This window comes from Shewanella marisflavi, assembly GCF_002215585.1.
Lineage (GTDB): Bacteria > Pseudomonadota > Gammaproteobacteria > Enterobacterales > Shewanellaceae > Shewanella > Shewanella marisflavi.
Window position 1 is genome coordinate 1,732,964 of record NZ_CP022272.1, and the last position, 23,736, is coordinate 1,756,699.

Below are 23,736 nucleotides of genomic sequence, written 5' to 3' on the forward strand. Positions count from 1 at the left end.
TGTGCAACTGCACATGACTGAGAAACGATGAAGGTAACGCAGAGTAAGTATTAAATAACCAAAAAGAATGGGTCTGTAGCTCAGCTGGTTAGAGCGCACCCCTGATAAGGGTGAGGTCGGTGGTTCAAGTCCACTCTGACCCACCAATTCTTTTCTACTCTTTGTTAGTTTAATACTCGTTTAGCAGGCTAAACGTCGCATTAAACTGCCTTGATTAGAATGCGAATTGGCTTCGCCAAATCTTATAAATCTTGGTTTACTTGATTTGGTATTCGATATATTTTGTTCGCTGCATGTAAATGGGGCTATAGCTCAGCTGGGAGAGCGCCTGCCTTGCACGCAGGAGGTCTGCGGTTCGATCCCGCATAGCTCCACCATTTGCTCTTTGATGAGAGCATGCAGTTTAGGTTAGAGATGCCAAAGATAAATGCAGAATTTATCTTTGGCTTTTTTAAGCCCGGTCGAAATCGTGCCATACGATTTTCGACACTTCCACCATCCGTGGAGGTCGCTCTTTAAAAATTTGGAAAGCTGATAGTAATAACCGAGAGGTTATTGCGAAAAATAATTGAGTTCTCAAAACACACTTTAATCAAGTGCATTGAGTATTCTTTTGGCGAAAGTTGAAACCATTAGTTGCGATACAACCTGTTGATACTACCCGTATTAACAATTGGTAAAGTAAGCGCAGTTAATCATGTTGTTGTCGAAGCCGTGGCTTGAGTGAGGAAGACGTGTAGCAGCGCTACATAACTGACAAACGATAGGCACAATAAAGACAACGGCTTGAGTAACAAGCGATATGAAACTCATTTGGGTTGTATGGTTAAGTGACTAAGCGTATACGGTGGATGCCTTGGCAGTCAGAGGCGATGAAGGACGTAGTAACTTGCGAAAAGCGTTGGCGAGCTAGTAACAAGCATTTGAGCTAACGATGTCCGAATGGGGAAACCCGGCAGCATAAGCTGTCATCATTAAGTGAATACATAGCTTAATGAGGCGAACGAGGGGAACTGAAACATCTAAGTACCCTTAGGAAAAGAAATCAACCGAGATTCCCCTAGTAGCGGCGAGCGAACGGGGATTAGCCCTTAAGCCTAGAGGGTGTTAGTGGAATGTGTTGGAAAGCACAGCGATACAGGGTGATAGCCCCGTACATGAAAACTAACTTTAGGTGAAAACGAGTAGGACGGGACACGTGATATCTTGTTCGAATATGGGGGGACCATCCTCCAAGGCTAAATACTCCTGACTGACCGATAGTGAACCAGTACCGTGAGGGAAAGGCGAAAAGAACCCCTGTGAGGGGAGTGAAATAGAACCTGAAACCGTATACGTACAAGCAGTGGGAGCGGTTCTTGAGACCGTGACTGCGTACCTTTTGTATAATGGGTCAGCGACTTACATTTTGTAGCGAGGTTAAGCGAATAGCGGAGCCGTAGGGAAACCGAGTGTTAACTGCGCGTTTAGTTGCAAGGTGTAGACCCGAAACCCGGTGATCTAGCCATGGGCAGGTTGAAGGTTGAGTAACATCAACTGGAGGACCGAACACACGTATGTTGAAAAATGCGGTGATGACTTGTGGCTGGGGGTGAAAGGCCAATCAAACCGGGAGATATCTGGTTCTCCTCGAAAGCTATTTAGGTAGCGCCTCGAGCGAATACCATTGGGGGTAGAGCACTGTTAAGGCTAGGGGGTCATCCCGACTTACCAACCCTTTGCAAACTCCGAATACCAATGAGTACTACTCGGGAGACACACGGCGGGTGCTAACGTCCGTCGTGAAAAGGGAAACAACCCAGACCATCAGCTAAGGTCCCAAAGTTATTGCTAAGTGGGAAACGATGTGGGAAGGCTTAGACAGCTAGGATGTTGGCTTAGAAGCAGCCATCATTTAAAGAAAGCGTAATAGCTCACTAGTCGAGTCGGCCTGCGCGGAAGATTTAACGGGGCTAAGCAATACACCGAAGCTATGGGTACTAGCGCTTGCGCTAGTGCGGTAGAGGAGCGTTCTGTAAGCCGTTGAAGGTGAAGGGGTAACCCACGCTGGAGGTATCAGAAGTGCGAATGCTGACATGAGTAACGATAATGGGGGTGAAAAACCTCCACGCCGAAAGACCAAGGGTTCCTGTCCAACGTTAATCGGGGCAGGGTAAGTCGACCCCTAAGGCGAGGCCGAAAGGCGTAGTCGATGGGAAACGGGTTAATATTCCCGTACTTCTGCTAACTGCGATGGAGAGACGGAGAAGGCTAGGCTAGCGCGGCGTTGGTTGTCCGCGTTTAAGACTGTAGGTAGGGTACTTAGGCAAATCCGGGTACCTAATACTGAGAGTTGACGACGAGGTTCTACGGAACTGAAGTAGTTGATGCCATGCTTCCAGGAAAATCTTCTAAGCTTCAGGTTAGCAGGAATCGTACCCCAAACCGACACAGGTGGTCGGGTAGAGAATACCAAGGCGCTTGAGAGAACTCGGCTGAAGGAACTAGGCAAAATGGTACCGTAACTTCGGGAGAAGGTACGCTGCTGTTGGTGATGGGACTTGCTCCCTAAGCTGACGGCAGTCGCAGATACCAGGTGGCTGCAACTGTTTATCAAAAACACAGCACTGTGCAAAATCGCAAGATGACGTATACGGTGTGACGCCTGCCCGGTGCCGGAAGGTTAATTGATTGGGTTATCTTCGGAGAAGCTCATGATCGAAGCCCCGGTAAACGGCGGCCGTAACTATAACGGTCCTAAGGTAGCGAAATTCCTTGTCGGGTAAGTTCCGACCTGCACGAATGGCGTAATGATGGCCACGCTGTCTCCAGCCGAGACTCAGTGAAGTTGAAATTGCGGTGAAGATGCCGTATACCCGCGGCTAGACGGAAAGACCCCGTGAACCTTTACTATAGCTTGGCACTGAACATTGACCCTACATGTGTAGGATAGGTGGGAGACTTTGAAGCGGGAACGCCAGTTCTCGTGGAGTCAACCTTGAAATACCACCCTTGTAGTGTTGATGTTCTAACTCTGGCCCCTGAATCGGGGTTGAGGACAGTGCCTGGTGGGTAGTTTGACTGGGGCGGTCTCCTCCCAAAGAGTAACGGAGGAGCACGAAGGTTGGCTAAGTACGGTCGGACATCGTACGGTTAGTGCAATGGCATAAGCCAGCTTAACTGCGAGACATACACGTCGAGCAGGTGCGAAAGCAGGTCATAGTGATCCGGTGGTTCTGAATGGAAGGGCCATCGCTCAACGGATAAAAGGTACTCCGGGGATAACAGGCTGATACCGCCCAAGAGTTCATATCGACGGCGGTGTTTGGCACCTCGATGTCGGCTCATCACATCCTGGGGCTGAAGTCGGTCCCAAGGGTATGGCTGTTCGCCATTTAAAGTGGTACGCGAGCTGGGTTCAGAACGTCGTGAGACAGTTCGGTCCCTATCTGCCGTGGGCGTTGGATGATTGAAGGGAGCTGCTCCTAGTACGAGAGGACCGGAGTGGACGAACCGCTGGTGTTCGGGTTGTCATGCCAATGGCATTGCCCGGTAGCTACGTTCGGAATCGATAACCGCTGAAAGCATCTAAGCGGGAAGCGAGCCCTAAGATGAGTCATCCCTAGACCTTTAAGGTCTCTAAAGAGCCGTCCGAGACTAGGACGTTGATAGGCAGGGTGTGTAAGCGTTGTGAGGCGTTGAGCTAACCTGTACTAATGACTCGTGAGGCTTAACCATACAACCCAAAAGGGTTTTTACTGCAAAGTACCGGAAATGAGTCCAATCATTTCTTGGCACTTCCTCCATCCATGGAGGTCGTAATAATGGTTACTGAATCAGAAGAATACAAAGTACTTGATTGAAGTGCGGACTCAAATTAGCTCTTGAATAAAGAGTACAGCTTTTCAAATTTATTATTTCGGTTAATTACGCAGGTAATTGTTTGGCTGACAAAGCCGTAACGAAGCGAAGCGCGGAGTGTACTAGAGTACATGAGCACTGTAGCGAGGAAACAATGCCGTCAGACGAAGAATTAACCAGTAAGAATTTGTCTGGAAACCATAGCATTGTGGTCCCACCTGATCCCATCCCGAACTCAGAAGTGAAACGCAATCGCGCCGATGGTAGTGTGGGGTCTCCCCATGTGAGAGTAGGTCATTTCCAGACGCCTAATTATTCTCGAAAGAGAGTCGAAGAATCCCCAGCACACTGTGTTGGGGATTTTTTCGTTTATACGCTTCGCGAAAGCACCTCCTTCACATGCAGCCCAAAGCTGCTTACGCAGTGTGCGCCCCTCAGCTTGCAGCCTAGCTGCTTCGCGCTCCAGCCATCCATCAAGCTTCGCTTGATTAGCGGATGCCTTTCGCCCCCATGTGAGCGTATGTTTGTACAAATATCTAAATATGGCTGAAGCTGGCCATAACAGTCGCTTATTTTCGTCGTCCCGCCGCTGAGCTTGGTCATAAACAGCATCCTGCGTTTATGACATTCGGCACATCCATGTGCCTTGCCCCCAGCTCGCAGCCCAGCTGCTTCGCGCTACAAAGCCCTTAGATGCTATGCATCTATAGTAGGGCTTCTCCGCCCCCATGTGAGACGCGTGAATATTCGATAAGGCTAGAAGCTGGCGCCAGCTCCAGAGGTCGATCAATGGGTTTTTCTATATCGACATTTCTCTATCGACTATGGCTGTTCGACGCTGGCCGCCGAAGAGACCGAGTGTCATTATGATTAGTCATTTACTCGGCTTGTTATTTAGTCTCCAACCCTATGCGTTTTTTAAAGGCTTCACGGGTGGCTTCATCGGCTTGTTCATACCAAAAGTCGAGCATTTGGCCGACATTGATTTGATCTTTTCGCTGAGTTCCTTGGAAATTTTTCACTTGCTCGACGCTTGGCTCTGCACTCGTGTGACTTGTTTCTGGGATTGTATGACTTGTTTCAGTGACAGTCTCAGTTGCTTGTGCCGCTGAGCTTGCTTGCTGAACCGTCGCAGCAGTAGATACTTGCCAAAGGCTTACGGCTGCGATGCCCTGGCCAGTGTTATATGTTTTTATCTCCTCGCTGTAATTTCTGCCAACTTGAATCCCTTCTTTTACCAGCGTATCTATCTTATAAGGAATGTTATTGCCTTTAGTATCTTTCACTATCACCTGGGGAGATTGGTTAAACGTCTCCGCAGCTTTTGGTGTTGATATCTTAGGTAAGCTCAAGGTGTAATGATTATTTTCTCCTGAGAAGGTGACTATGATGGCTTCTGACACAAAACGCTTTTGCTGACCAAATTCACGATAATTGGCATTGGCGTTCAGTAAGATTTGCTGAGTGCCATTGGCTGAGATTAACTGTCGAGTATCAATATCTTTACCATTGAGTAAGAGTGGCGTGCTGTTGTTCGGCAGAGTGATGGTGACTTCTGCATGGACCTGAGTAAACAACATTAGAAACAGAGAGATGCAACTGATTAGCGTTTTCATGGCAAACCGGAAAAAAGGAATTTATTGTGTTATAGCACCATGGAGGCGAGTTGGACAACTTTAGTTGGTTGATTGAACATTTTTAGTTGTCCTGGGGGATAGGTTGCAGTAATTGCATTGCTAAGACTCTATAATGACGGAGATTAATCCTAGGAGACGCGCGTGTTAACTAAAATTTTAGTCACTCTACTCGTGATCGCAGCGGCGATTGCCTACCTTCGTCGTTCAAAGGTGGAGGCTCGTCAGCCAACTGCCAGTCAGCTGGGTCAGCGAATTTTATTTAAGTATATCGCGATTGGGTTTGCGGCCTTGGCATTGCTTGGTAGTGGCGGGTATTGGTATTGGAGCTGGCAAGAGGGGAATCAAGTGGTTTACGTCACGATTGTTTCGCCGTTACAGGAGGTGGAAGAAGTTTATCAGGTACGTAAGCGCGATCTGCAGGGTGAGTCCTTTACCACTATTGATGGGCTGAAGGTACGTTTGTCCACTCAAGAGCGCATTGTGATTGCCAATACACCGCCAAATATTCGATAAGAGCTGCTTTTTACACTCAATTTTTGCTTTTTGTTTATATTCACTTCGTTAGCAGCCGATTAAGCTGTTCAACGGCGTGTTATTCGGTAGAATAACGCCAAATTATACCCTGCGCTGAGATGTGGTGAGTTTTCATCTGAGTGTTTTTTTCAGGAGGCCTTATGATCACAGCTTATGTTTTTCAAGCGAATAAGTTATCCATTGTCGAGCTGAATATTCAAGACAGTGTGCCCGACGGAACCTTGTGGCTGGACCTCTATAAACCTGAAGATGAAGAACGTGAGTGGCTCAGAGGTTATTCGGTAGAAGAGTTGCCGGAAGAGGAAGATATCAACGAGATTGAAGCCTCGGCACGTTTTTATCAAAACAAAGATGGCTTGCACATCAACTCGCTGTTTCCTCAACGTGTGGGGCAGGATGTGAAAGGCGTCAACGTCTCTTTCAACCTGCGACCGCAGTTTTTGGTTACCCTGAGGGAAGATGATGTGGGGCTGATCCGTTTGTTGCGTAACTACCTAAGACTCGGCCGACTCGAGGTGCAAACACCTCAGGCGCTCTTCTTGGAGTTGTTCAACCTTAAGGTCGACTATCTTTCGGATCTGATCGAAGATGTTTATTCTGTGCTCGACAGCGTCGGCGAGCAGGTCTTTGAGAGCGATGAGCTTGATGATGTTTTTAAGCTGATCACCCTACAGGAAGACTCAAACGGTAAAATTCGTTTGAGTTTGCTCGATACTCAACGCTCTTTGCGTTATATGCAGCGCTACTATCGCGGTAAACTGACCGATGATGATCTGAAAGATCTGCGTGAGATGTTATCGGATATTGAATCTTTGATGCCCCACAGTCAGTTTATCTTCGATAAATTGAATTTCTTACTCGATGCGGCCATGGGCTTTAGTGGTTTACAGCAAAATAAGATCATCAAGATCTTTTCGGTTGCCGCAGTGATCTTCCTGCCACCGACTGTAATCGCCAGCGCCTATGGTATGAACTTCGCGAATATGCCCGAGCTTGAATGGCAGTGGGGTTACCCGATGGCGATCTTAATGATGTTTGGTAGCGCCGCTTCTACTTATTTCTTCTTTAAGCGTAAAGGCTGGCTTTAAATAAAAGTCTGGCAAGACCTAAAGGTGCTGAGTTATTTACCTGGATAGCAAAGCACTTTGGCTCTTTTGTCTGTATAGAGATCGGGTTGATTGATAACCTGATTTAGGGTGATGAATTTATCATTCATTAGCTGTAGGGCAAGATAGCAACGTGAGTAGGGATTGGTGCAGCGAGACAGCTTTAATTCCAAATGATAGCGGATGGTCTCCAGTTGAGCGCGATTGCTGGCGTGAGCTTCGCTAATTAACGCCTTATTGAGGTTTTTCTGCAGCGTCGCTAATTGCTGCGGTGCATGCTGTGCCAACCACTGTAAACTGTCGAAGTCGGGTAGTTCTACCATTATCTTTTCCTTAGCGCATATACGCCATAACGCAAGGCCATACTCTAATTTTAGTCTGGCTAGCGCAGAAAGACAGTAAAGCCGCATCAAGCGGCTTTGGGGCGACTATCCTTTCTTATCACCACCGAAGAAATAACTGACTCTTTCTCGGGGACTGAGGTACTTAAATATCTTCTCCGGCAGGGCCGATGGAGCGATACATCGGACTATGGTTAAGCCCTCGCTTTCCAGATCGACAATAGGTGCTTGTTCTTTGGGAACCAAGGCATCGTAGACCAAGATTCTGGGGAAGAGAATCTTCTCAAGGTTCACGGCCATCACCATGGCAAATTGTCCGCTGGAGAGTTCGACCACACTCCCGGGCGGGTAGACACCCAGCATCTTAATCAGTTTTCCGACGGCTTCTTGATTTAATCGTTCTCTATAGTTCTTATATAGATATCCAAGCGCCGCATAAGGGGTTCTTGCTTTGGTCTGCCCCTCGGGATGGCAGAGTTGGTCGTAAAGGTTCACTGCCGCAACTAACTGTGTTGGCAGGCTGATCTGCTCCGCCTTTAACCCTCTGGGGTAACCGCTGCCGTCGAGAAACTCGTGATGGTCTCTGACTATTGGCGTAGAATCTTCAGGAAAGTTATTGGCGAGCTTTAACAGTTCTACACCCATAGCCGGATGTTGCTTGATGAAGTTGATTTCGGGCTGAGTGAGGGGTGTTTTTTTGCGTAACAGTTGAGATGGGATCTTAAGTTTGCCCGTGTCGTGGAACAGGGCGCCCATGCCGACCGCTTCAATATCTTCCCGTGGCCAATCCAGCTCTTTGGCGATCATCATTGAGAGAACGGCGACGTTGAGCGAATGATAGTAGATCCCTTCACTGTCTTTAGCATCGCTCATCAAATGCAGCACCAAGTTATCTGAGTTCAGTAGCTCTTCGGTAATGCTGTGGATCAGTTCCTTAGCATCGGAAATGGCATTGAGTGGGCGGTTTCTGAGTTTGGCAACCAAATTGCGCATGATGGCAACGGAGCGATCAAACTCCTGTTCGGTTTTTTTCAGATCTCGCTTGAGCTTCTTAAGGTGTTCGATGCGCTCTTGCTTGTTCTGACTCATCTGCTGACTCAGCTGCTGCAAATCACTTTCATCTTTGAAACTGGGTGTATCGTAGGCATCTTTTTTTGCCAGTGGTGGCGTGCTGCTTTTGTCGAGATCGACAAACACATAGTCGATATCGAGTTTTTTAATCAGTTCTATTTGCGCTTCTTGTTTGAGTGTAAAAGAGTTAAAAAGAAAGGGATGATCTTTCCAAGAGACAGGTAATCTAACAAAATTGCCGACTTGTAATTGGTTTGTGCTTACCTTACAGCTTTTGCTCATGTGACTTTACGCTTGCCTTATTTTTCAGGCTATTTTATCTCAACCAGCTGGCTTTACAATTACTTAAGCAGTGTGTCAGCATAGTTGCATCACAAAATAGTCTAATTTAGCGAGTTATACATGGATTTCATTGAAGTTTACCCCAATGCCATACCCGATGAGTTGTGTGATCGTCTCATGGAGACCGTCAACACACATCCAGGTGTCATTGATGGTATAACCGGTCATGGTGTCGACCTTGAAAAGAAAATTAGCCGTGACATCACCATGGATAACTTTCAGGAGTTACTGCCACTGAGAAACGAACTCCTTAATTATACGCTAAAACACAGCGCGCAATATTTTGAAAAATATGCCTTGGGATTAATGGGGGCCGTGGCGGTGACATTAGCCGATGAGCAGGGCAAGCCGCAGACCTTAACTCCGGATAACTTTGATACCTTGGGACGTCACAGGGTTCAGCCTTTAGTGCAGTACCTGTATCGTAGTGGCAGCATCAATATCCAGCGTTATCAACAGGGTAAGGGAGGCTATCCGCACTGGCATTCGGAGCAGTTCCCACAGATGGGGCATAACGAAGCGCTGCACAGGGTAGTGCTTTATATGTATTACCTCAATGATGTGGAAGAGGGCGGTGAAACCGAGTTTTTCTATCAGCAGCGTAAGATCCAGCCGAAGAAGGGCACCATGGTGATAGCGCCTGCTGGTTTTACCCATAGTCATAGAGGCAACATGCCCATCAGTGGCGATAAATATATCGCCACCTCCTGGGTGATGTTTAACCGTGCCGAAAAGCTATATGCTCCGCTAGGTTAGAGCGGGATCTTGATGGTGAACCTCGCCCCTTCGAGGGATGAGGTATCTATATTGAGGCTGCCGTTGTAGCTTGAGACAATCTCGTTACAGACGGCAAGCCCTATTCCTTGCCCAGCCTTTTGGGTGTCAGCACGCACGCCACGCTCTATGATGCGTTTACGTATGGCTTCGGGCACGCCCGGGCCATCATCTTCAACGATCAAAACGAACTCACTGTTATCGCTATAACAGGCGGTGACGCTCACCTTGCTGATGCAGAGCTTGAAGGCGTTTTCCATCAGGTTGCCGCAAAGCTCCATCAAGTCGCCTTTGTCCCCGGGGAACACTTGCTCGGCTGGAATATCGGCATGAAACAGGATCTGTTTGTCGCGGTAAACCTTAAACAGCATTTGTGATAGCTGCTCAACTAAAGGGGCGACTAAAGTCTGTTCCTGTTTCAGGCCTTTGCGTCCCAACATGGCTCTTTTTAGCTGATATTTCACCAACTGATCCATTTGGCTCACCTGCTCCATAATCTTCTCGCTGGCGCTTGACTTGCTCAAGGTTTGATCGTCAGTGATCGCGTGTACCGCTGCTAACCTAGTTTTGAGACTATGGGCCAGGTCGTTCATGGCATTTTGGTATCTTTCCTGTTGCGCGCTCGATTGCACCAGCAGCTTGTTTAATGCCTGTGTAACGCCTTCAAGCTCGACCGGGTAGTCTTCAGACAGTGCTTTGGTTTTGCCACTGCTGACCTGTTGTAACTCGTTGCGCATACGCACTAAGGGTCGCATACCCCAGTAGCCCGCACTGATCAGTAATACCAAGGCTAGCGCCATGATCATGCCTAAGCGCCAGTAGGTACGGCGACTGAATTTATCGAACTCCTGTTCTAGCTTTTGTGCATCTTTCATCACCAGCAGGTTGTATTTATGCTGAGCGATTTCTACCGACAATAGGTAGACAAAGTAGCTTTTGCTATCGGCCAGAGTCAGATAATAGGGCGGTGCATCCAAACGGATCTCATTGAAGCGTTCACAGGTATCGAATAGGCCGCGGTCGACGGCCAAGGATGAGGTCCACACCTGTTTGAAGTGTTCATCACAGCTGGCGATGATATAGCGTTTGGGGGTGTTGTTCTCTTCGAGCCATTCTGAGGTCTCAGGGATGAGATTATGTTCTCTAAGTTCTGCGGCGACCTTGGGGATCTCGGCGATTAGCTTAGCAGTCTCTTCGTTATAGGTGTTTTGTGCGTATAACAGGTTAACCAGCCAAGCGAGACCAAATCCCACTAGGGCGATAATCGACAGCGAAGTGACAAACATCCGCGTAAGCAGACGTTGTTTAGGTTTAAATTTTATTTGCATGGCAGATTAAATTTGTAGCCTTGGCCGCGTATGGTAGCGATAGGGTTTTCAAGTCCACCTTTGGTGAGTTTCTTACGCAGGCGGCTAACCATTACCTCTATGGTATTAGGATCCCCTTCCTTGTCACCGTAGATCACGTCCAATAGTCGCTGCTTGGCTACTACTTCATGGCAGTGACGCATCAAGTATTCCAAGATCTGATATTCAAAGGCCGTCACTTCCATAGGAACTTCATCGAGACTGACCTGCTTAGCGGCAAGGTCTAACTCCAGCGGGCCGCTAGTTATCTGCGGTTTTACGAAGCCGGCGCTGCGACGAATCAGGGCGTCGAGACGTGCTACCAACTCCTCCTTTTGAAAGGGCTTGACCAGGTAGTCATCTGCGCCGGCGTTTAACCCCTCTACCTTATCTTGCCAGTTAACCCGGGCAGTGAGGATTAAAATAGGGGCTTTGAGTTCCGCCTTGCGCAGAGATTGAATCAGGTCTATGCCATCTTGATCCGGCAGGCCAAGGTCGATGATGGCGATATCTATCGGGTAGTTAGTTGCCTGGTAAAAGCCCTCTTTGGCCGTTTGAGCCACCTGAACCTGATTGCCCAACTCACTTAGCTGTACCTTGAGGTGGTGGGACAGGAGAGGATCATCTTCAACAACTAAAATTCTCATATACTTTGCCTATTTCATCTTTAACCTGCTCGCTTGGTAACCCTGGGAGGCGATATTTCAGCCAAGCTGAGGACGTTTCATAAAACATTAATTTATAATAGGTTAGCTTAACAGGGACTGACTCATCTTAAAACATGGTTTGAGTGAAGGTTTTTTGTGAGCTAACCGCTATGGTTTCGCCTGTTAATTTGCCGGCTAAATGGTTAGAATTCCGTAAATTTCATACTCGTTTAGGCCCATTATGCCCCTAGTTAAAATATTACCCCTTGTTTTTACATGTCTGTTCGTGCCAGCAACCTTAGCAGAGACCTTCATTTTCACGGCGATCCCTGATGAAAACGAGAGTCAGCTTAAGACACGTTTTGATAAGGTGGCCAAGTATCTAGAGACTCAGCTGGGTGTGGATGTTCAGTATGTACCGGTAAAGTCTTACGCTGCAGCGGTGACCGCATTTCGTAACAATCAGGTGCAGCTGGCCTGGTTTGGCGGCCTTTCTGGTGTGCAGGCGAGACGTTTAGTGCCTGGCTCACGAGCGATCGCACAAGGGTATGAAGATCAATATTTTAAGAGCTTCTTTATCGCGAATGCTTCGACGCCACTTGAGGAGTCGAGCAATTTCCCTAACCTTAACGGCTATACCTTTACCTTTGGTTCGAAAGGCTCGACTTCGGGTCGCCTGATGCCACAATTTTATATCGAGCGCAACATGGGTAAGCAGGTCGATGAGATCTTTACTCGTGTCGGCTTCTCGGGTGACCATAGCCGCACTATAGCTCAGGTTGAAGCTGGGGCTTACCAAGTCGGCGCCGTTAATTACAAGGTTTGGGAAACCGCAGTGGCTAATGGCAGTGTCGATACCAATAAGGTAAAAGTTATTTGGGAAACCCCTGCTTACCCAGACTATCAGTGGACAGTGCGTGCCGATGCAGACGCGCGTTTTGGAGAAGCCTTTACCGAGAAGTTAACCAAGGCGCTGCTGGATATGAAGGATCCCGACCTTTTGGCCAGCTTCCCTCGTCAGTCGTTTGTTGAGGCGGATAACGCAGATTACGAGCCTATCGAGTCTGTGGCAACGGCTATCGGCTTACTAGATTAACACTGTGCTCAATATTGAATCTCTTAGCCTGAGTTATCAAGATACTCAGGTGATTCGCGATCTTGATTTGTCCGTCAAGCGAGGAGAGGCCTTAGCCATTGTCGGTCCTTCCGGCGCGGGCAAGTCGACTCTGCTGACCTACCTTTATCAGCAGCTCAAACAAGATGCTGCGCTGTGCAGTCAATCCCAGGGACTGGTGGATGCCTTGAGTGTGTTCCATAACGTCTACATGGGCGCTTTGGCGAGGCATTGGTTTGGTTATAATCTACTCAACTTGGTTTGGCCGATGGCCACGCCTTGCCAAGAGGTGCAGCAGCTGTGCCGCGACCTCTATCTTGAGGTGCCTATAGAGACCGCAGTGTCATCTCTCTCAGGTGGACAGCGCCAGCGCGTTGCCCTAGCCAGAGCCCTTTATCAGCAGCAAGCCGTGTTTATCGGTGATGAGTCATTTTCGGCATTGGATCCTATGATGGCCCAGCGATTGCTCAATTTGGTCAAGGCGCGTCATGAGACAGTGATCATGGTGCTGCATGACAGCGATCTGGCGCTGCAAAATTTTGACAGAATCATCGGCTTGAGCGAGGGCAAACTCGTGCTCGATCAGCCGACGAGCCAACTCGATAGCCAGCAGTTGGCGCGCTTTTTCGATACCCAGATGGCATCGACGCCACATGGGTAGATTTGTTGGTCCCTGGCAGCGATTGAGCCTAGGGCTCTGGTTGCTTATTGCCATCAGCCTCTGTTTTGTCGATATAGCCATCATTAACCTGGATCCCTGGGGAGAGCTGCTGCGTATGGGGCAGGGGCTGCTCACGCCCGATTTCTTTGCAACTGAGTCATTATTGAGCGCCCTGTGGCAGACGGTGGGTTTTGCGCTGCTTGGGGTGACCTTTGGCCTGCTGCTGGGTTCACCCTTGGCGCTGATTTATCGCTCCCCTTGGGTGGCGGCCTGCTGCGCCATGGTGCGGGGCATTCACGAGATCTTCTGGGCGCTGCTCTTCCTGCAAGTCTTTGGTTTATCACCTGTGACAGGGATACTGGCGATCGCCTTGCCTTACGGTGCGACCTTCGCCCGGGTGTTCCACGATATTTTGCAGCAGTCACCGCGTACAACCAGCGACACCTTACCCTTTGGCTGCGATCGCCTGAGTCGCTATTTTTACGGTAAATTAGGTCATGTATTGCCCTTGATGCTGGCCTATGTGCGTTACAGGTTTGAGTGTGCTCTGCGTAGTAGCGCGGTTTTGGGTTTTATCGGTATGCCAACCCTGGGCTTTTATCTGGAAACCGCTTTTCGCCAGGGCAAGTATAGTGAGGGGGCGGCGCTGTTGATCCTCTTCGTGGTCTTGATTGGCAGCATTCCCCTTTGGGCTCGTCGCCGTCTGCTTCCTGTCTATCTGCTGGCCTCGCTTATCACTTTACCAGCCATAGTGGGTGTCGATATGCGCTTAGTGTGGCAGTTTATTAGCGTGGATATTTTACCGCCCGGTCTTGGCGAGGTGCTGCACGGCCAGCAAGCCTTTGGGGAGGGGATGTCGCGTTTGTTTAACTGGTGGCAGAGGCTGACCCTGGAACAGGCCCTACCCGGTGCGGCGGCGACCCTGGTCTTGGCGGTTAGTGCCCTTGGTCTGACTCATCTGCTGGCCTTGGTGGGTCACAGATGGGTGAGCATTCATAGCCGAGGTAAGTTGACTGCGGCACTTGGGCAGCTGGGCCTACTTATCATGCGCTCTATGCCTGAGTATATTCTGGCCTTTATCTTTATGATGCTGTGCGGCCCTTCAATGCTACCGGCCATTTTGGCCCTGGGACTGCATAACGGTGCCTTGATCGCTTATCTGCTGACGCGGCAAGATAAAGTGGTTCAGCCTAGCGCCCTGTATCAAGCTCGAAGCGATCACTATGCCTATGAAATATTACCTCGTATCTACCCAAATTTGATGTCGTTACTCTTCTATCGTTTTGAGGTGATATTGCGGGAAACGGCTATTTTCGGGGTACTTGGCGTAATGACTCTGGGGTTCTATATCGACAGCGCTTTTAGCGAGATACGTTTTAACAACGCCTTCTACCTGTTGATAGTTACCGCCTTGCTTAACGTGCTAGTCGATGCATTGGCAAGGCGGTTACTGGCAAAACGTCTGTCACAGAGTACCTCGGTTGGTCAGGTGTCCTGCGTGGTTTAACTTTGGCGCTTGGCTTGTCTGAGGCGCTGAACACCCTGGCAGCAAAAAGAGGCCAGTAGGGTAAAAAGCGTTACCGCCGACATGATAATAGCCAGTCTTAACCAAGGGGCATCCATGGAGATGCGCATCTGCACATAGTCAAGGCCACTCAGCCCCCATACCAAGATGCTACTGGCGATCAGTACCAATTGTAATGTGCGGGTGATCGCCGCATGGCGAATGAAAAGCAGTAGTGGCGCCAGGATAAACGCTGCGCTAATGAAGGTTTGCCCGAAACGCATAAAGTGGGCGCCCAGTAGGGCAAATGCAAGAAAGATGATGAGAATGCGCCACCACATGGTAATTACCTAAATCTGAAGAGTTAGAGTCTAGAGCCTGTTGGCAGGTTACCTTGGGGCGAGGGCGCATTCTATCGCGTTGTTCACATTTTCATTTATTTGCGCTCATCTTTATTTAGCGCCTGTTGAAGTTTGCGCCTTTGGTCATCATTCAACTTGCCGGTTTCGATGAGATGGAGTAGTTGTTCGACGTCAGCCTTGTCGCTGTCGCTTCTTATCACCACAAACTCTCGTTCGCCGTCCCCACGATATTTCATCTCAATATCCGCGATTTCGGTGGCGATCTCGGCGATGTCGTCCGATAGCAGCTCGATATTACGATTGAATTCGCCATCATGGGTGTCGATGATCACTTCAAATTCTCGGGCTTTGGCTTCAAGCTCAGCAGCTTTGCGCTCCATTTCGGCTCTTTTAGCCTCCATTTCAGCACTTTTGGCTGCCACTTTAACTTCTATCTTGGCGATATGTTTGGCGAGTTCGGCCTCTTTCTTGGCCATCTTCTTGGTAAGCGATACTATCCTGGCTTGATCTGCCTCTGACAACTCGCTATGACGCAGGTAATGGTAGTGAGACTCGTCACCGTTGATCTGTTTCAGTAGACGAACCACCTTATTTTGCGTCTCTTCAGAGAGCTTGGCTAGTTTCTCTCGAATGAGCTTCTCGTCTTGTATCTCAGCTTCAGTGAAACGGTAACTGTGCTGTTTACCCTCTGTGTCCAGGGTCAGTTTAGTGACCTTATCGCCATCTTGAATCAACTTGGCGTTGATTTGGCTATCGTTAAAATCAATTTGTCGTAGATCCGTTGGCACGGCGGCTAGGGTAAATGACAGCAGCGCCGAGCAGGCGAACAGTGAGGTCAGTTTATTTAGTTTCATGGTATTTCCTTCCATAGTGGTTAATGCGTTTGCTAAGGGAGTAGCGAGGAGCGTGCCAAGTTGGTTAAGGCCACTATTTATGGGCAATACCGGCTATTCTCGGTCTGTAAACGTTAGATTGATGACAGAGGCGATACCTCATATGGGCTAAGAGATTCCTGATATGGGGAATTTATCGGTTGTATGGCCAGCTAAGATGGCGACTTATAAGGGCTTTTATCTTGGTATTGTTTTTGTATAACCTGCTATGCTGGCAGTTATCGCCAGGTGAGTCCTGTTATACAAGTGTCTATGCCAAAAAGGTGCTAGCGATAGCGCACACTCGCAACCTTAAGGCCATTGATTTGAGGAAGATATGTCGATTAAAGGTTATCTGTTCGTGCTGTTTGGCGCACTTATTCTGTTTCTTGGCGGCAGTCAGCTGCTGGTTTCTCATTTCTATAAGGCGCAGCTGCAAAGTGAGCTGAGCGAGCGCTCTCGTGACCTGTCGCAAAACCTGGTGAAGGTGCTGATTGATAATGTCGGGGCTGAGCAGGAGTTTGTGGTGCAGTTCGACAAAGAGGCGATGCAAGAGTCAATAGCCGATGCCGAGGAGTTGCAACGGGAGTTTGAGCGAGATATTGAAGCTGTATCCGAGGCGATTGCCCAGCTGAGTGAAGAGGTGGTGCGCATGGAGATGGAGACAGATAATGCCACGGCGCAGCAGAAGGCATTTTTTCGCGCCGCGTTAGCCGCCAAGCAACAAGAGCTGCGCGATCATCTCAATGCCATGATGGTCTACGAAAAGGAGCTTAAACAGCGTCAGAAGCAAAATATTGCCGAGGCGAAAAGACAGGCGGCCGATGAGTATCGCCAGCGCCTGCATGCTGCCGTGAGTCAAATTGAGATAGATGCCAAGAGTTGGCTCGACAAGGGAAATGTCGCCATTATAGAGGCGCCCACCTCTCCTACTGCAGCGGGTAAAAGCAAGGTCTCCGTGGCCTATACCCAGGATATCGCCATCCCAAATCAAGAGACCAACGAGCAGCTAGAACGCTTCAGCGAATCTATGATTGGCGCCATCATGATGAGCTCGCTGGCCGGCTTGTTGCTGGTCTATATGCTCAGTCACGTGATCAGTGCGCCGCTGTCTAACTTGGCCTTAGGGCATAAGAAGTTGGGAGAGGGGAAGCTTGGTTATCAAGTGGATGAGCGCGGGGTGAAGGAGCTTAAAAGTATTCTCCAGGGATTTAATAAGATGAGTAGTCAGCTTGCATCCTTAAGCGAGCAGAAGAAACAGATGGCGCAGCAGAAGCAGTTGGCAGAGCTTGGGGAAGTGACACGGGGTATCGCCCATAGTCTACGCAATCCACTGCATACCTTAGGCTTGTTATCGGAATCGGTCGCCCAATCCGAGTCGCCGGAGGCGGCGAGTGTACAACTGGCACAGATGCAACAAAAGATCGCCATGATGGATAAAAGCATTCAATCTCTGCTGACGTTGTCGAGCACTCAGGTGAATCGGCAAACTCCGGTGCCGCTGGCGGCGACGGTGCAGGATATCTTGCTGGAACTGTCGATTAACGGCAGCAAACCTGCCATCGCCTTTCATTGCAGTGATCCCGATATTAAGGTGGCAGGCGCCGAATCTGAAATTCGCAGTATCTTACATGCTGTGCTGATCAATGCCGTCGAAGCAACACCCGATGATGGTCATATCGATCTGACCCTGGCGCAGGATGGTGATTGTTATACGTTAAAGGTGGCTGATACCGGCAAGGGGATCCCTCCTGAGATCCGTGACAAGCTGACTCAACCCCATGTGACCACTAAGGCAGAGGGAACGGGAATGGGGATCTATATCGCAGAGCGCTTGATTCAGGGCCACTATGGCGGACGAATAGCATTTGAGGATAATCCTGGCGGGGGCACTATAGTGACGCTCTTTTTTGCTATCGATAGGCCCAGGACAGAGGAAGTGTAATGGAACAGGCTAAGTTACATATTTTAGTGGTGGAAGATGAGCCCGATCAGCGTGAGCTGATTGTGCAGATGTTGACGGCTAACCAATATCAGGTGGAGAGTGCCGACAGCGTAGAGCAGGCGATTGTGATGATAAAAGCCGCTGCGCCTGACTTAGTCTTTTCCGATTGGAAACTCGGGCAGTTGACCGGTATGGATCTGCTTAACTATGTGCGCCGTGAGCATCCGGACATGGGCTTTATCATAGCAACAGCCTACGGCACTATTACCCATGCGGTGGATGCGATGCAGGCGGGCGCCGATGATTATCTGGCTAAGCCCTATCAGCGTCAGAGCCTTCTGTTGGCGATCGAGAAGGTCGCTAAGTCGATTGCCCTGAAGCGGCAAAATCGTCGTCTCTCCTCCGAGCTATCACAGCAGCAGGAATTGGTTGGCTTGGTGGGGCGTTCAGCCTTGATGCAGAAGGTCTACCAGCGGGTACAGCGAGTCAGCGCCACAGATGCCACAGTGTTGATTGGTGGTGAGAGTGGTACAGGTAAAGAGTTAGCGGCGCGTGCATTGTATCAGCTGTCGGGACGCAGTCATAAACCCTTTGTTGCCATTAACTGCGGCGCCATTCCTGAATCTTTGGCAGAGGCCGAGTTGTTTGGTGCCGAGAAGGGCGCTTATACCGGCGCCACAACACAAAAGATAGGTAAGCTGGAGGCGGCAGACGGCGGCACTGTGTTTCTCGATGAGATAGGCGAGTTGCCTCTACTACAGCAGACCAAGCTGCTGCGTTTTCTGCAAGAAGGGGTGATCTCTCGCTTGGGGCAGAACAGCGAGATTAAATTGGATGTCAGAGTCATTGCGGCGACTCACAGGGATCTGCAGCAGGAAGTGGCCGAGGGGCGTTTTCGCGAAGATCTCTACTATCGTCTGAATGTGGTGCCCATACATATGCCTGCGCTGCGAGAACGCACCGAGGATATCGGCCGCTTGGTAGAGCATTTTCTTAAACTGCATGCCAGTCAATATGGTGTGGAAGTACCAAAGCTTAGCCGAGATACCTTAAAGGCATTGCTGGACTACAGCTGGCCCGGCAACGTACGTGAGCTGGCTAATCGTATCGAACGTTTTGTCTTGCTCGGCGATGAACAGGAGATGGTGCAGGAGCTGATTACCGCGCCTCAACCTCTGGATACCAGCCGTTTTGTACTGCCCGAAAATGGGATCCAATGGGAAAGTTTCGAGAAGGATTGTCTGCGCCAGGCAATGAACCGTTTCGAGGGGAATCGCACCAAAGCGGCGCAATGTTTAGGTTTGAGTTATAAGGCGTTTCTTTATCGCTTAGAGAAGTATCAGCTGGTGTGATGTGTCGCTTACCAGTTGGCCAAATAGAGCCTAAGTTTCATGCCCCAACTGCTGGTGGCACCTGAGGTTTTAAAGCGAATTTGGCCCTGGGCATCGACAATGTAGATAGCGGGAAACACGGTTGCTCCCCAGGTAGGGTGTAGCTTATCGCTATCGCTAACCACATCAAATTGATAGTCATTTTCAGCCATAAACTGATTAATCTCGGCGTCACTGCCCGAGGCAACGGCAATGCTAATCACCTTGGCATGTTTAGCGACCTCATTCACCATAGGTGAGGTGACGCGACATACCGGGCACCAGGTCCCCCAGAAATAGATGAGGGTCACTTCGCCGTTATTCAGCTGCACGTTTTTTCCGCTCGTGGTGACGCCGCTTAAGGCTGGCGCCTCGCCTGTTATCATGTTGCGCTGCTGATAACTTAATACAGCAAAGGCAACGAGTAACATAAGGACTGCATCCCTCAGGTAACGGTATCTTTTTCGCTGAGGTTTTAGGTATGGCGTTAGACAAGATGCAAGTTTATTTAAGGCTGAAGACACTGAAAATGACCTTTTAATTTGTCACATCTGGGCTAAAGAAATTCAGGCGGAGTCTGGCGAGTCCAGATGCGGCTGTAGGCCATCAACTGTGGATAGAAGGTGCGAAATGCAATTTCGATCTCCACATCCATGCGTTTAACCGTCTCTACCGCACCATCAAAAATCTCAGGCTTAGAGACTCGTTTGGCCACAGACTTAATGGTTTGGTTTAATCCATTGCGTTGCTCATAGGCAATGAGCCAGTTTTCCTGCTGCATCCTGGCGACAAGCTCATTGAGTCGTATGGGGAGATCAGGCGTGTTGGCCATCGCCTGGTAAGCTTGTTTGGCAAAGGCATCCAGTGAGAGGTGATGATACTCTTCCCAATATCTTGCCAGCATATGGTCGAAAGCCAGATCAATCAGGATAGGCGCGGCGCGCTGAAGATTTTTCGGAAAAGCGGCCCTAAGTTCCTTAGTTAACTCGTGATTATCGGTTAGCGAATCTATCTGTCGATGTAGCCAGATCCCCTGCTGCAAACTCTTAGGGTGGTCACTAATATTGCCTTTCGCGAAATCACCGGCGAGATTGGCTGCAAGGCCGGTTTTACTGTTATCTGCCAGATGCAGATGTGCCAAAAAGTTCATTGAGATAAAGTTTAATTGCTTTGTTAAATCACGGTTTTCACGTTATCATGTCAAGAGGTGCGATGAAACCTTTATCTGATTTAATGGCGTTAGCCGACGATAAAGGGATCAACAGGATGTGCACCAAAGCACCCTTCATATTTTTATCGGTTTAAAGGATCAGGGATGATGTGGAACTGGTTAATCAAACGCTTTAGCAGAAATACTCAGTCCCGTCGGCGCCGCGTCGAGGTGGACATTCCTTTCGAGCAACACAGCTACCGTAAAACCAGCGCAGATCTGCAACCCAATATGGCGGTTGTCGACAAAAGGAAGAAGGCTAGCTAAGCCCTGTGTCTTGATCTTATCATCATCTGCCAATAGACTAGCGGCCGATTTATGCTAAGCAGAGACAGACTATGCGCGTTGCCGATTTTTCTTTCGATCTTCCCGATGAGTTGATCGCCAGATACCCTATGCCGAATCGCACGGCTTCTAGATTGTTGACCCTTGACGGCAACACTGGTGCGGTAGAGGACAAGCAATTTACCGATATACTGGAGATGGTCAATCCCGGTGATCTTATGGTGTTTAACAATACCCGAGTGATCCCTGCCCGTGTTTTTGGCCAAAAACAAACCGGTGGTAAGTTGGAAATCCTGGTAGAACGTATGCTTGATGACAAGCGTATTCTTGCCCATGTGCGTAGCTCTAAATCGCCCAAGCCCGGCACCATCATCTGTCTCGACGGTGGTTATGAGATGACCATGTTGGCGCGCCATGACGCCCTGTTTGAGCTTGAGCTGAACAGTGACTCGACCATACTCGAGGTGCTTGAAGAGGTGGGGCATATGCCATTACCTCCTTATATCGATCGTCCCGATGAGGATGCAGATAAAGAGCGCTACCAGACCGTCTATAACCAAAACCCTGGCGCGGTGGCCGCACCCACGGCGGGGTTGCATTTCGACGATGCCTTGCTTGCGGCGCTTAAAGCTAAAGGTGTGAATACCGCATTCGTGACTCTGCATGTGGGCGCGGGGACTTTCCAACCGGTACGCGTCGACAATATCTTAGATCACCAGATGCACTCTGAGTGGGCCGAGGTTCCTCAGGATGTGGTGGATAGCATAAAAGCAACCAAGGCAGCTGGTCATAGGGTCATTGCCGTGGGAACGACTTCTGTACGTTCTCTGGAAAGTGCAGCCAAGGCCAGCGAAGGTGAACTGCAGGCCTATAGCAATGATACTGATATCTTTATCTACCCAGGTTATGAGTTTCAAATTGTCGATGCCATGGTGACTAACTTTCACCTGCCGGAGTCGACACTTATCATGTTGATCAGTGCCTTTGCCGGTTTTGATGAGGTGAAAAACGCCTATCAGCATGCGATTGCGCAAAAATACCGCTTTTTCAGCTACGGCGATGCCATGTTTGTGACTAAAAAAGCGAACTAGACGGTAATTTTGTTTTAAAATACCCACCCACACATGAGGTGGGTATTTTTTTAGAGATTTTTGGTGATAAGGGTTGATACTGAGTTGTTTGCCCTTATCTCTATTGTTCAGCTGTGCCGATTTTAGCGGCACGAAAAGAGTCAGACTGTTTCTCTGGCGAGGTTAAAAATGAAATTTGAATTAGATACAACCGATGGTCGCGCACGTCGCGGTCGCCTAGTGTTTGAACGCGGTACCGTTGAAACCCCGGCATTTATGCCTGTGGGCACCTACGGTACGGTGAAAGGCATGACGCCAGAAGAAGTTCGCGCCACGGGTGCAGACATTCTGCTGGGTAACACCTTTCACCTTTGGCTACGTCCAGGTGAAGAGATCATGCGCAAGCATGGCGATCTGCATGATTTTATGAATTGGCAGCGTCCTATTTTGACCGATTCGGGTGGATTCCAAGTCTTCAGTCTCGGCGATATTCGTAAGATCACCGAAGAGGGGGTGCATTTCCGCTCGCCAATCAACGGTGAAAAAATCTTCATGGACGCGGAAAAATCTATGCAGATCCAAGACTCACTCGGCTCTGACGTAGTAATGATCTTCGATGAGTGTACGCCTTACCCGGCGACTCACGATGAAGCGCGTAAGTCGATGCAGATGTCACTGCGTTGGGCGCAGCGTTCACGGGATGAGTTTGACCGCTTAGAGAATCCGAATTCGCTGTTTGGCATCATTCAGGGCAGCGTTTACGAAGACTTGCGTGACGAAAGCCTTAAGGGCTTGCTAGAAATTGGTTTTGACGGCTATGCCGTTGGTGGCTTAGCAGTTGGGGAGCCAAAGGAAGATATGCATCGTGTACTCGAGCATGTTTGCCCGCAGATCCCAGCTGATAAGCCGCGTTACTTGATGGGGGTAGGTAAACCGGAAGATCTTGTTGAAGGTGTACGTAGAGGGGTTGATATGTTCGATTGTGTCATGCCTACTCGTAATGCTCGAAATGGTCATCTGTTTACCAGTGAAGGTGTTATCAAGATCCGCAATGCGCGTCATCGCGATGATACTTCACCACTCGATGCTAAGTGTGATTGCTACACCTGTAAGAACTATTCTCGGGCGTATCTATACCATTTAGATCGTTGTAATGAAATTTTAGGTGCACGTTTAAACACCATCCACAACCTGCGTTACTACCAAATGTTGATGGAAGGTTTGCGTGGTGCAATCGAGACAGGTACATTAGACGCCTTTGTTGAGGAGTTCTATACCAGTCAAGGTCGCGAAGTCCCTAAGTTATCCGATTAATTTACTGCTAATAAGAAGAGAGAAATATGTTCATTTCAAATGCATACGCTGCCGATGCGCCAGTTAATGGCGCGGGTGGTACCATGGAATTGGTTTTCATGTTGGTCATCTTTGGCCTGATCTTTTACTTCATGATTTTCCGTCCGCAATCTAAGCGTGTAAAAGAACATAAGAACCTAATGAGCTCATTGAGCAAAGGTGATGAAGTGCTCACCAGTGGTGGGATCTTGGGTAAGATCGCCAAGATCAGCGATGACAACGATTATGTGTTACTGACGATCAACGAAACTTCAGAAATCACTATTAAGAAGGATTACATAGCGGCTGTTTTGCCTAAAGGGTCTATTAAGTCACTTTAAGTTAAAAAATTAAGTCACTTTAAGCCAAGAGG

At 49.0% G+C, this 23,736-nt stretch carries 21 protein-coding genes, 2 tRNA genes and 2 rRNA genes; 16 read left to right on the top strand and 9 right to left on the bottom strand.

The genetic code is table 11. From position 1 onward, the window contains the following. Positions 1–69 precede the first annotated feature (69 nt). The 4 genes from CFF01_RS07530 (at position 70) to rrf (ending at position 4,146) form a co-directional block, all read left to right on the top strand. Positions 70–146, top strand: a tRNA-Ile gene (locus CFF01_RS07530). 155 nt (positions 147–301) lie between these two features. Further along, positions 302–377, top strand: a tRNA-Ala gene (locus CFF01_RS07535). Positions 378–824: 447 nt separating this feature from the next. Beyond that, a 23S ribosomal RNA gene (locus tag CFF01_RS07540) occupies positions 825–3,717 on the top strand. Between the two features lie 313 nt (positions 3,718–4,030). Then, a 5S ribosomal RNA gene (gene rrf / locus CFF01_RS07545) occupies positions 4,031–4,146 on the top strand. Positions 4,147–4,730: 584 nt separating this feature from the next. Here rrf and CFF01_RS07550 read toward each other — a convergent pair. Continuing rightward, positions 4,731–5,420, bottom strand: a complete 690-nt coding sequence (locus CFF01_RS07550) for a YccT family protein (protein WP_157704961.1) — start codon at positions 5,418–5,420, stop codon at positions 4,731–4,733. A 198-nt stretch (positions 5,421–5,618) separates the two neighbouring features. Here CFF01_RS07550 and CFF01_RS07555 point away from each other — a divergent pair, with 198 nt between their 5' ends. Together CFF01_RS07555 and corA are read left to right on the top strand one after the other, a co-directional pair. After that, positions 5,619–5,990: a hypothetical protein gene (locus CFF01_RS07555; protein WP_088904399.1), complete on the top strand. Its 372-nt coding sequence runs from the start codon at positions 5,619–5,621 to the stop codon at positions 5,988–5,990. Positions 5,991–6,151: 161 nt separating this feature from the next. After that, positions 6,152–7,099 carry a magnesium/cobalt transporter CorA gene (corA, locus tag CFF01_RS07560; protein WP_033539140.1) on the top strand — a complete coding sequence of 316 codons (948 nt, stop codon included), beginning with the start codon at positions 6,152–6,154 and terminating at the stop codon, positions 7,097–7,099. Between the two features lie 32 nt (positions 7,100–7,131). Here corA and CFF01_RS07565 read toward each other — a convergent pair whose 3' ends face one another. After that, positions 7,132–7,440, bottom strand: a complete 309-nt coding sequence (locus CFF01_RS07565; RefSeq protein WP_088904400.1) for a DUF3135 domain-containing protein — start codon at positions 7,438–7,440, stop codon at positions 7,132–7,134. 105 nt (positions 7,441–7,545) lie between these two features. Continuing rightward, a complete protein-coding gene (locus tag CFF01_RS07570) occupies positions 7,546–8,811 on the bottom strand; it encodes an HD-GYP domain-containing protein (RefSeq protein WP_088904401.1) in 1,266 nt (421 codons plus the stop codon). 120 nt (positions 8,812–8,931) lie between these two features. Here CFF01_RS07570 and CFF01_RS07575 point away from each other — a divergent pair, with 120 nt between their 5' ends. Beyond that, positions 8,932–9,627 (top strand): 2OG-Fe(II) oxygenase, encoded by a 696-nt coding sequence (locus tag CFF01_RS07575; RefSeq protein ID WP_088904402.1) that lies wholly within the window; start codon positions 8,932–8,934, stop codon positions 9,625–9,627. Here CFF01_RS07575 and CFF01_RS07580 read toward each other — a convergent pair. Continuing rightward, complete coding sequence (locus CFF01_RS07580; RefSeq protein WP_088904403.1) at positions 9,624–10,973, bottom strand: ATP-binding protein; 1,350 nt, start codon at positions 10,971–10,973, stop codon at positions 9,624–9,626. The genes CFF01_RS07575 and CFF01_RS07580 overlap by 4 nt on opposite strands. After that, positions 10,964–11,638 carry a response regulator gene (locus tag CFF01_RS07585; RefSeq protein ID WP_033539145.1) on the bottom strand — a complete coding sequence of 225 codons (675 nt, stop codon included), beginning with the start codon at positions 11,636–11,638 and terminating at the stop codon, positions 10,964–10,966. Before CFF01_RS07585 ends, CFF01_RS07580 begins: the two co-directional genes overlap by 10 nt. Positions 11,639–11,879: 241 nt before the next feature. Here CFF01_RS07585 and CFF01_RS07590 point away from each other — a divergent pair, with 241 nt between their 5' ends. The 3 genes from CFF01_RS07590 to CFF01_RS07600 are packed head-to-tail and all read left to right on the top strand — an operon-like array spanning position 11,880 to position 14,920. Continuing rightward, on the top strand, positions 11,880–12,734 hold the full coding sequence (locus tag CFF01_RS07590) for a putative selenate ABC transporter substrate-binding protein (RefSeq protein WP_088904404.1): 855 nt from the start codon (positions 11,880–11,882) through the stop codon (positions 12,732–12,734). A gap of 4 nt (positions 12,735–12,738) precedes the next feature. Continuing rightward, positions 12,739–13,413, top strand: coding sequence for an ATP-binding cassette domain-containing protein (locus CFF01_RS07595; protein WP_088904405.1), 675 nt, complete (start codon positions 12,739–12,741; stop codon positions 13,411–13,413). Further along, positions 13,406–14,920 (top strand): PhnE/PtxC family ABC transporter permease, encoded by a 1,515-nt coding sequence (locus tag CFF01_RS07600; protein WP_088904406.1) that lies wholly within the window; start codon positions 13,406–13,408, stop codon positions 14,918–14,920. The genes CFF01_RS07595 and CFF01_RS07600 overlap by 8 nt, the downstream gene beginning before the upstream one ends. On the opposite strand, the gene CFF01_RS07605 is transcribed toward CFF01_RS07600, so the two are convergent. Together CFF01_RS07605 and CFF01_RS07610 are read right to left on the bottom strand one after the other, a co-directional pair. Beyond that, on the bottom strand, positions 14,917–15,258 hold the full coding sequence (locus tag CFF01_RS07605; RefSeq protein WP_088904407.1) for a hypothetical protein: 342 nt from the start codon (positions 15,256–15,258) through the stop codon (positions 14,917–14,919). The genes CFF01_RS07600 and CFF01_RS07605 overlap by 4 nt on opposite strands. A gap of 95 nt (positions 15,259–15,353) precedes the next feature. Further along, a complete protein-coding gene (locus CFF01_RS07610; RefSeq protein ID WP_088904408.1) occupies positions 15,354–16,133 on the bottom strand; it encodes a hypothetical protein in 780 nt (259 codons plus the stop codon). A gap of 355 nt (positions 16,134–16,488) precedes the next feature. Between CFF01_RS07610 and CFF01_RS07615 the strand changes: the two genes are divergently transcribed. Together CFF01_RS07615 and CFF01_RS07620 are read left to right on the top strand one after the other, a co-directional pair. After that, a complete protein-coding gene (locus tag CFF01_RS07615; RefSeq protein ID WP_088904409.1) occupies positions 16,489–18,096 on the top strand; it encodes a sensor histidine kinase in 1,608 nt (535 codons plus the stop codon). Further along, positions 18,096–19,448 (top strand): sigma-54-dependent transcriptional regulator, encoded by a 1,353-nt coding sequence (locus CFF01_RS07620; RefSeq protein ID WP_088904410.1) that lies wholly within the window; start codon positions 18,096–18,098, stop codon positions 19,446–19,448. Before CFF01_RS07615 ends, CFF01_RS07620 begins: the two co-directional genes overlap by 1 nt. A gap of 8 nt (positions 19,449–19,456) precedes the next feature. Here the strand turns inward: CFF01_RS07620 and CFF01_RS07625 are convergent, their stop codons facing one another. Next, complete coding sequence (locus CFF01_RS07625; RefSeq protein WP_088904411.1) at positions 19,457–19,897, bottom strand: protein disulfide oxidoreductase; 441 nt, start codon at positions 19,895–19,897, stop codon at positions 19,457–19,459. Between the two features lie 125 nt (positions 19,898–20,022). Continuing rightward, positions 20,023–20,616 (bottom strand): acyl carrier protein phosphodiesterase, encoded by a 594-nt coding sequence (locus tag CFF01_RS07630; protein ID WP_088904412.1) that lies wholly within the window; start codon positions 20,614–20,616, stop codon positions 20,023–20,025. 165 nt (positions 20,617–20,781) lie between these two features. Here CFF01_RS07630 and CFF01_RS19130 point away from each other — a divergent pair, with 165 nt between their 5' ends. From CFF01_RS19130 to yajC, 4 genes are all read left to right on the top strand, one after another. Beyond that, positions 20,782–20,943 (top strand): hypothetical protein, encoded by a 162-nt coding sequence (locus CFF01_RS19130; RefSeq protein WP_157704963.1) that lies wholly within the window; start codon positions 20,782–20,784, stop codon positions 20,941–20,943. Between the two features lie 71 nt (positions 20,944–21,014). Next, on the top strand, positions 21,015–22,052 hold the full coding sequence (gene queA / locus CFF01_RS07635; protein ID WP_033539154.1) for a tRNA preQ1(34) S-adenosylmethionine ribosyltransferase-isomerase QueA: 1,038 nt from the start codon (positions 21,015–21,017) through the stop codon (positions 22,050–22,052). Positions 22,053–22,220: 168 nt separating this feature from the next. Then, entirely contained in the window at positions 22,221–23,345 is a 1,125-nt protein-coding gene (tgt, locus tag CFF01_RS07640) for a tRNA guanosine(34) transglycosylase Tgt (protein WP_033539155.1), read from the top strand. Positions 23,346–23,371: 26 nt separating this feature from the next. Then, positions 23,372–23,704 carry a preprotein translocase subunit YajC gene (gene yajC, locus CFF01_RS07645; protein WP_033539156.1) on the top strand — a complete coding sequence of 111 codons (333 nt, stop codon included), beginning with the start codon at positions 23,372–23,374 and terminating at the stop codon, positions 23,702–23,704. Positions 23,705–23,736 lie beyond the last annotated feature (32 nt).

Excerpts from the sequence above, each read along its gene's own strand:
- CFF01_RS07550 (WP_157704961.1), bottom strand. The coding sequence starts at position 5,420 with ATGTTGTTTACTCAGGTCCATGCAGAAGTCACCATCACTCTGCCGAAC.
- corA (WP_033539140.1), top strand. The coding sequence starts at position 6,152 with ATGATCACAGCTTATGTTTTTCAAGCGAATAAGTTATCCATTGTCGAG.
- CFF01_RS07565 (WP_088904400.1), bottom strand. The coding sequence starts at position 7,440 with ATGGTAGAACTACCCGACTTCGACAGTTTACAGTGGTTGGCACAGCAT.
- CFF01_RS07570 (WP_088904401.1), bottom strand. The coding sequence starts at position 8,811 with ATGAGCAAAAGCTGTAAGGTAAGCACAAACCAATTACAAGTCGGCAAT.
- CFF01_RS07575 (WP_088904402.1), top strand. The coding sequence starts at position 8,932 with ATGGATTTCATTGAAGTTTACCCCAATGCCATACCCGATGAGTTGTGT.
- CFF01_RS07580 (WP_088904403.1), bottom strand. The coding sequence starts at position 10,973 with ATGCAAATAAAATTTAAACCTAAACAACGTCTGCTTACGCGGATGTTT.
- CFF01_RS07585 (WP_033539145.1), bottom strand. The coding sequence starts at position 11,638 with ATGAGAATTTTAGTTGTTGAAGATGATCCTCTCCTGTCCCACCACCTC.
- CFF01_RS07590 (WP_088904404.1), top strand. The coding sequence starts at position 11,880 with ATGCCCCTAGTTAAAATATTACCCCTTGTTTTTACATGTCTGTTCGTG.
- CFF01_RS07600 (WP_088904406.1), top strand. The coding sequence starts at position 13,406 with ATGGGTAGATTTGTTGGTCCCTGGCAGCGATTGAGCCTAGGGCTCTGG.
- CFF01_RS07605 (WP_088904407.1), bottom strand. The coding sequence starts at position 15,258 with ATGTGGTGGCGCATTCTCATCATCTTTCTTGCATTTGCCCTACTGGGC.
- CFF01_RS07610 (WP_088904408.1), bottom strand. The coding sequence starts at position 16,133 with ATGAAACTAAATAAACTGACCTCACTGTTCGCCTGCTCGGCGCTGCTG.
- CFF01_RS07615 (WP_088904409.1), top strand. The coding sequence starts at position 16,489 with ATGTCGATTAAAGGTTATCTGTTCGTGCTGTTTGGCGCACTTATTCTG.
- CFF01_RS07620 (WP_088904410.1), top strand. The coding sequence starts at position 18,096 with ATGGAACAGGCTAAGTTACATATTTTAGTGGTGGAAGATGAGCCCGAT.
- CFF01_RS07625 (WP_088904411.1), bottom strand. The coding sequence starts at position 19,897 with ATGTTACTCGTTGCCTTTGCTGTATTAAGTTATCAGCAGCGCAACATG.
- CFF01_RS07630 (WP_088904412.1), bottom strand. The coding sequence starts at position 20,616 with ATGAACTTTTTGGCACATCTGCATCTGGCAGATAACAGTAAAACCGGC.
- CFF01_RS19130 (WP_157704963.1), top strand. The coding sequence starts at position 20,782 with ATGATGTGGAACTGGTTAATCAAACGCTTTAGCAGAAATACTCAGTCC.
- queA (WP_033539154.1), top strand. The coding sequence starts at position 21,015 with ATGCGCGTTGCCGATTTTTCTTTCGATCTTCCCGATGAGTTGATCGCC.
- tgt (WP_033539155.1), top strand. The coding sequence starts at position 22,221 with ATGAAATTTGAATTAGATACAACCGATGGTCGCGCACGTCGCGGTCGC.
- yajC (WP_033539156.1), top strand. The coding sequence starts at position 23,372 with ATGTTCATTTCAAATGCATACGCTGCCGATGCGCCAGTTAATGGCGCG.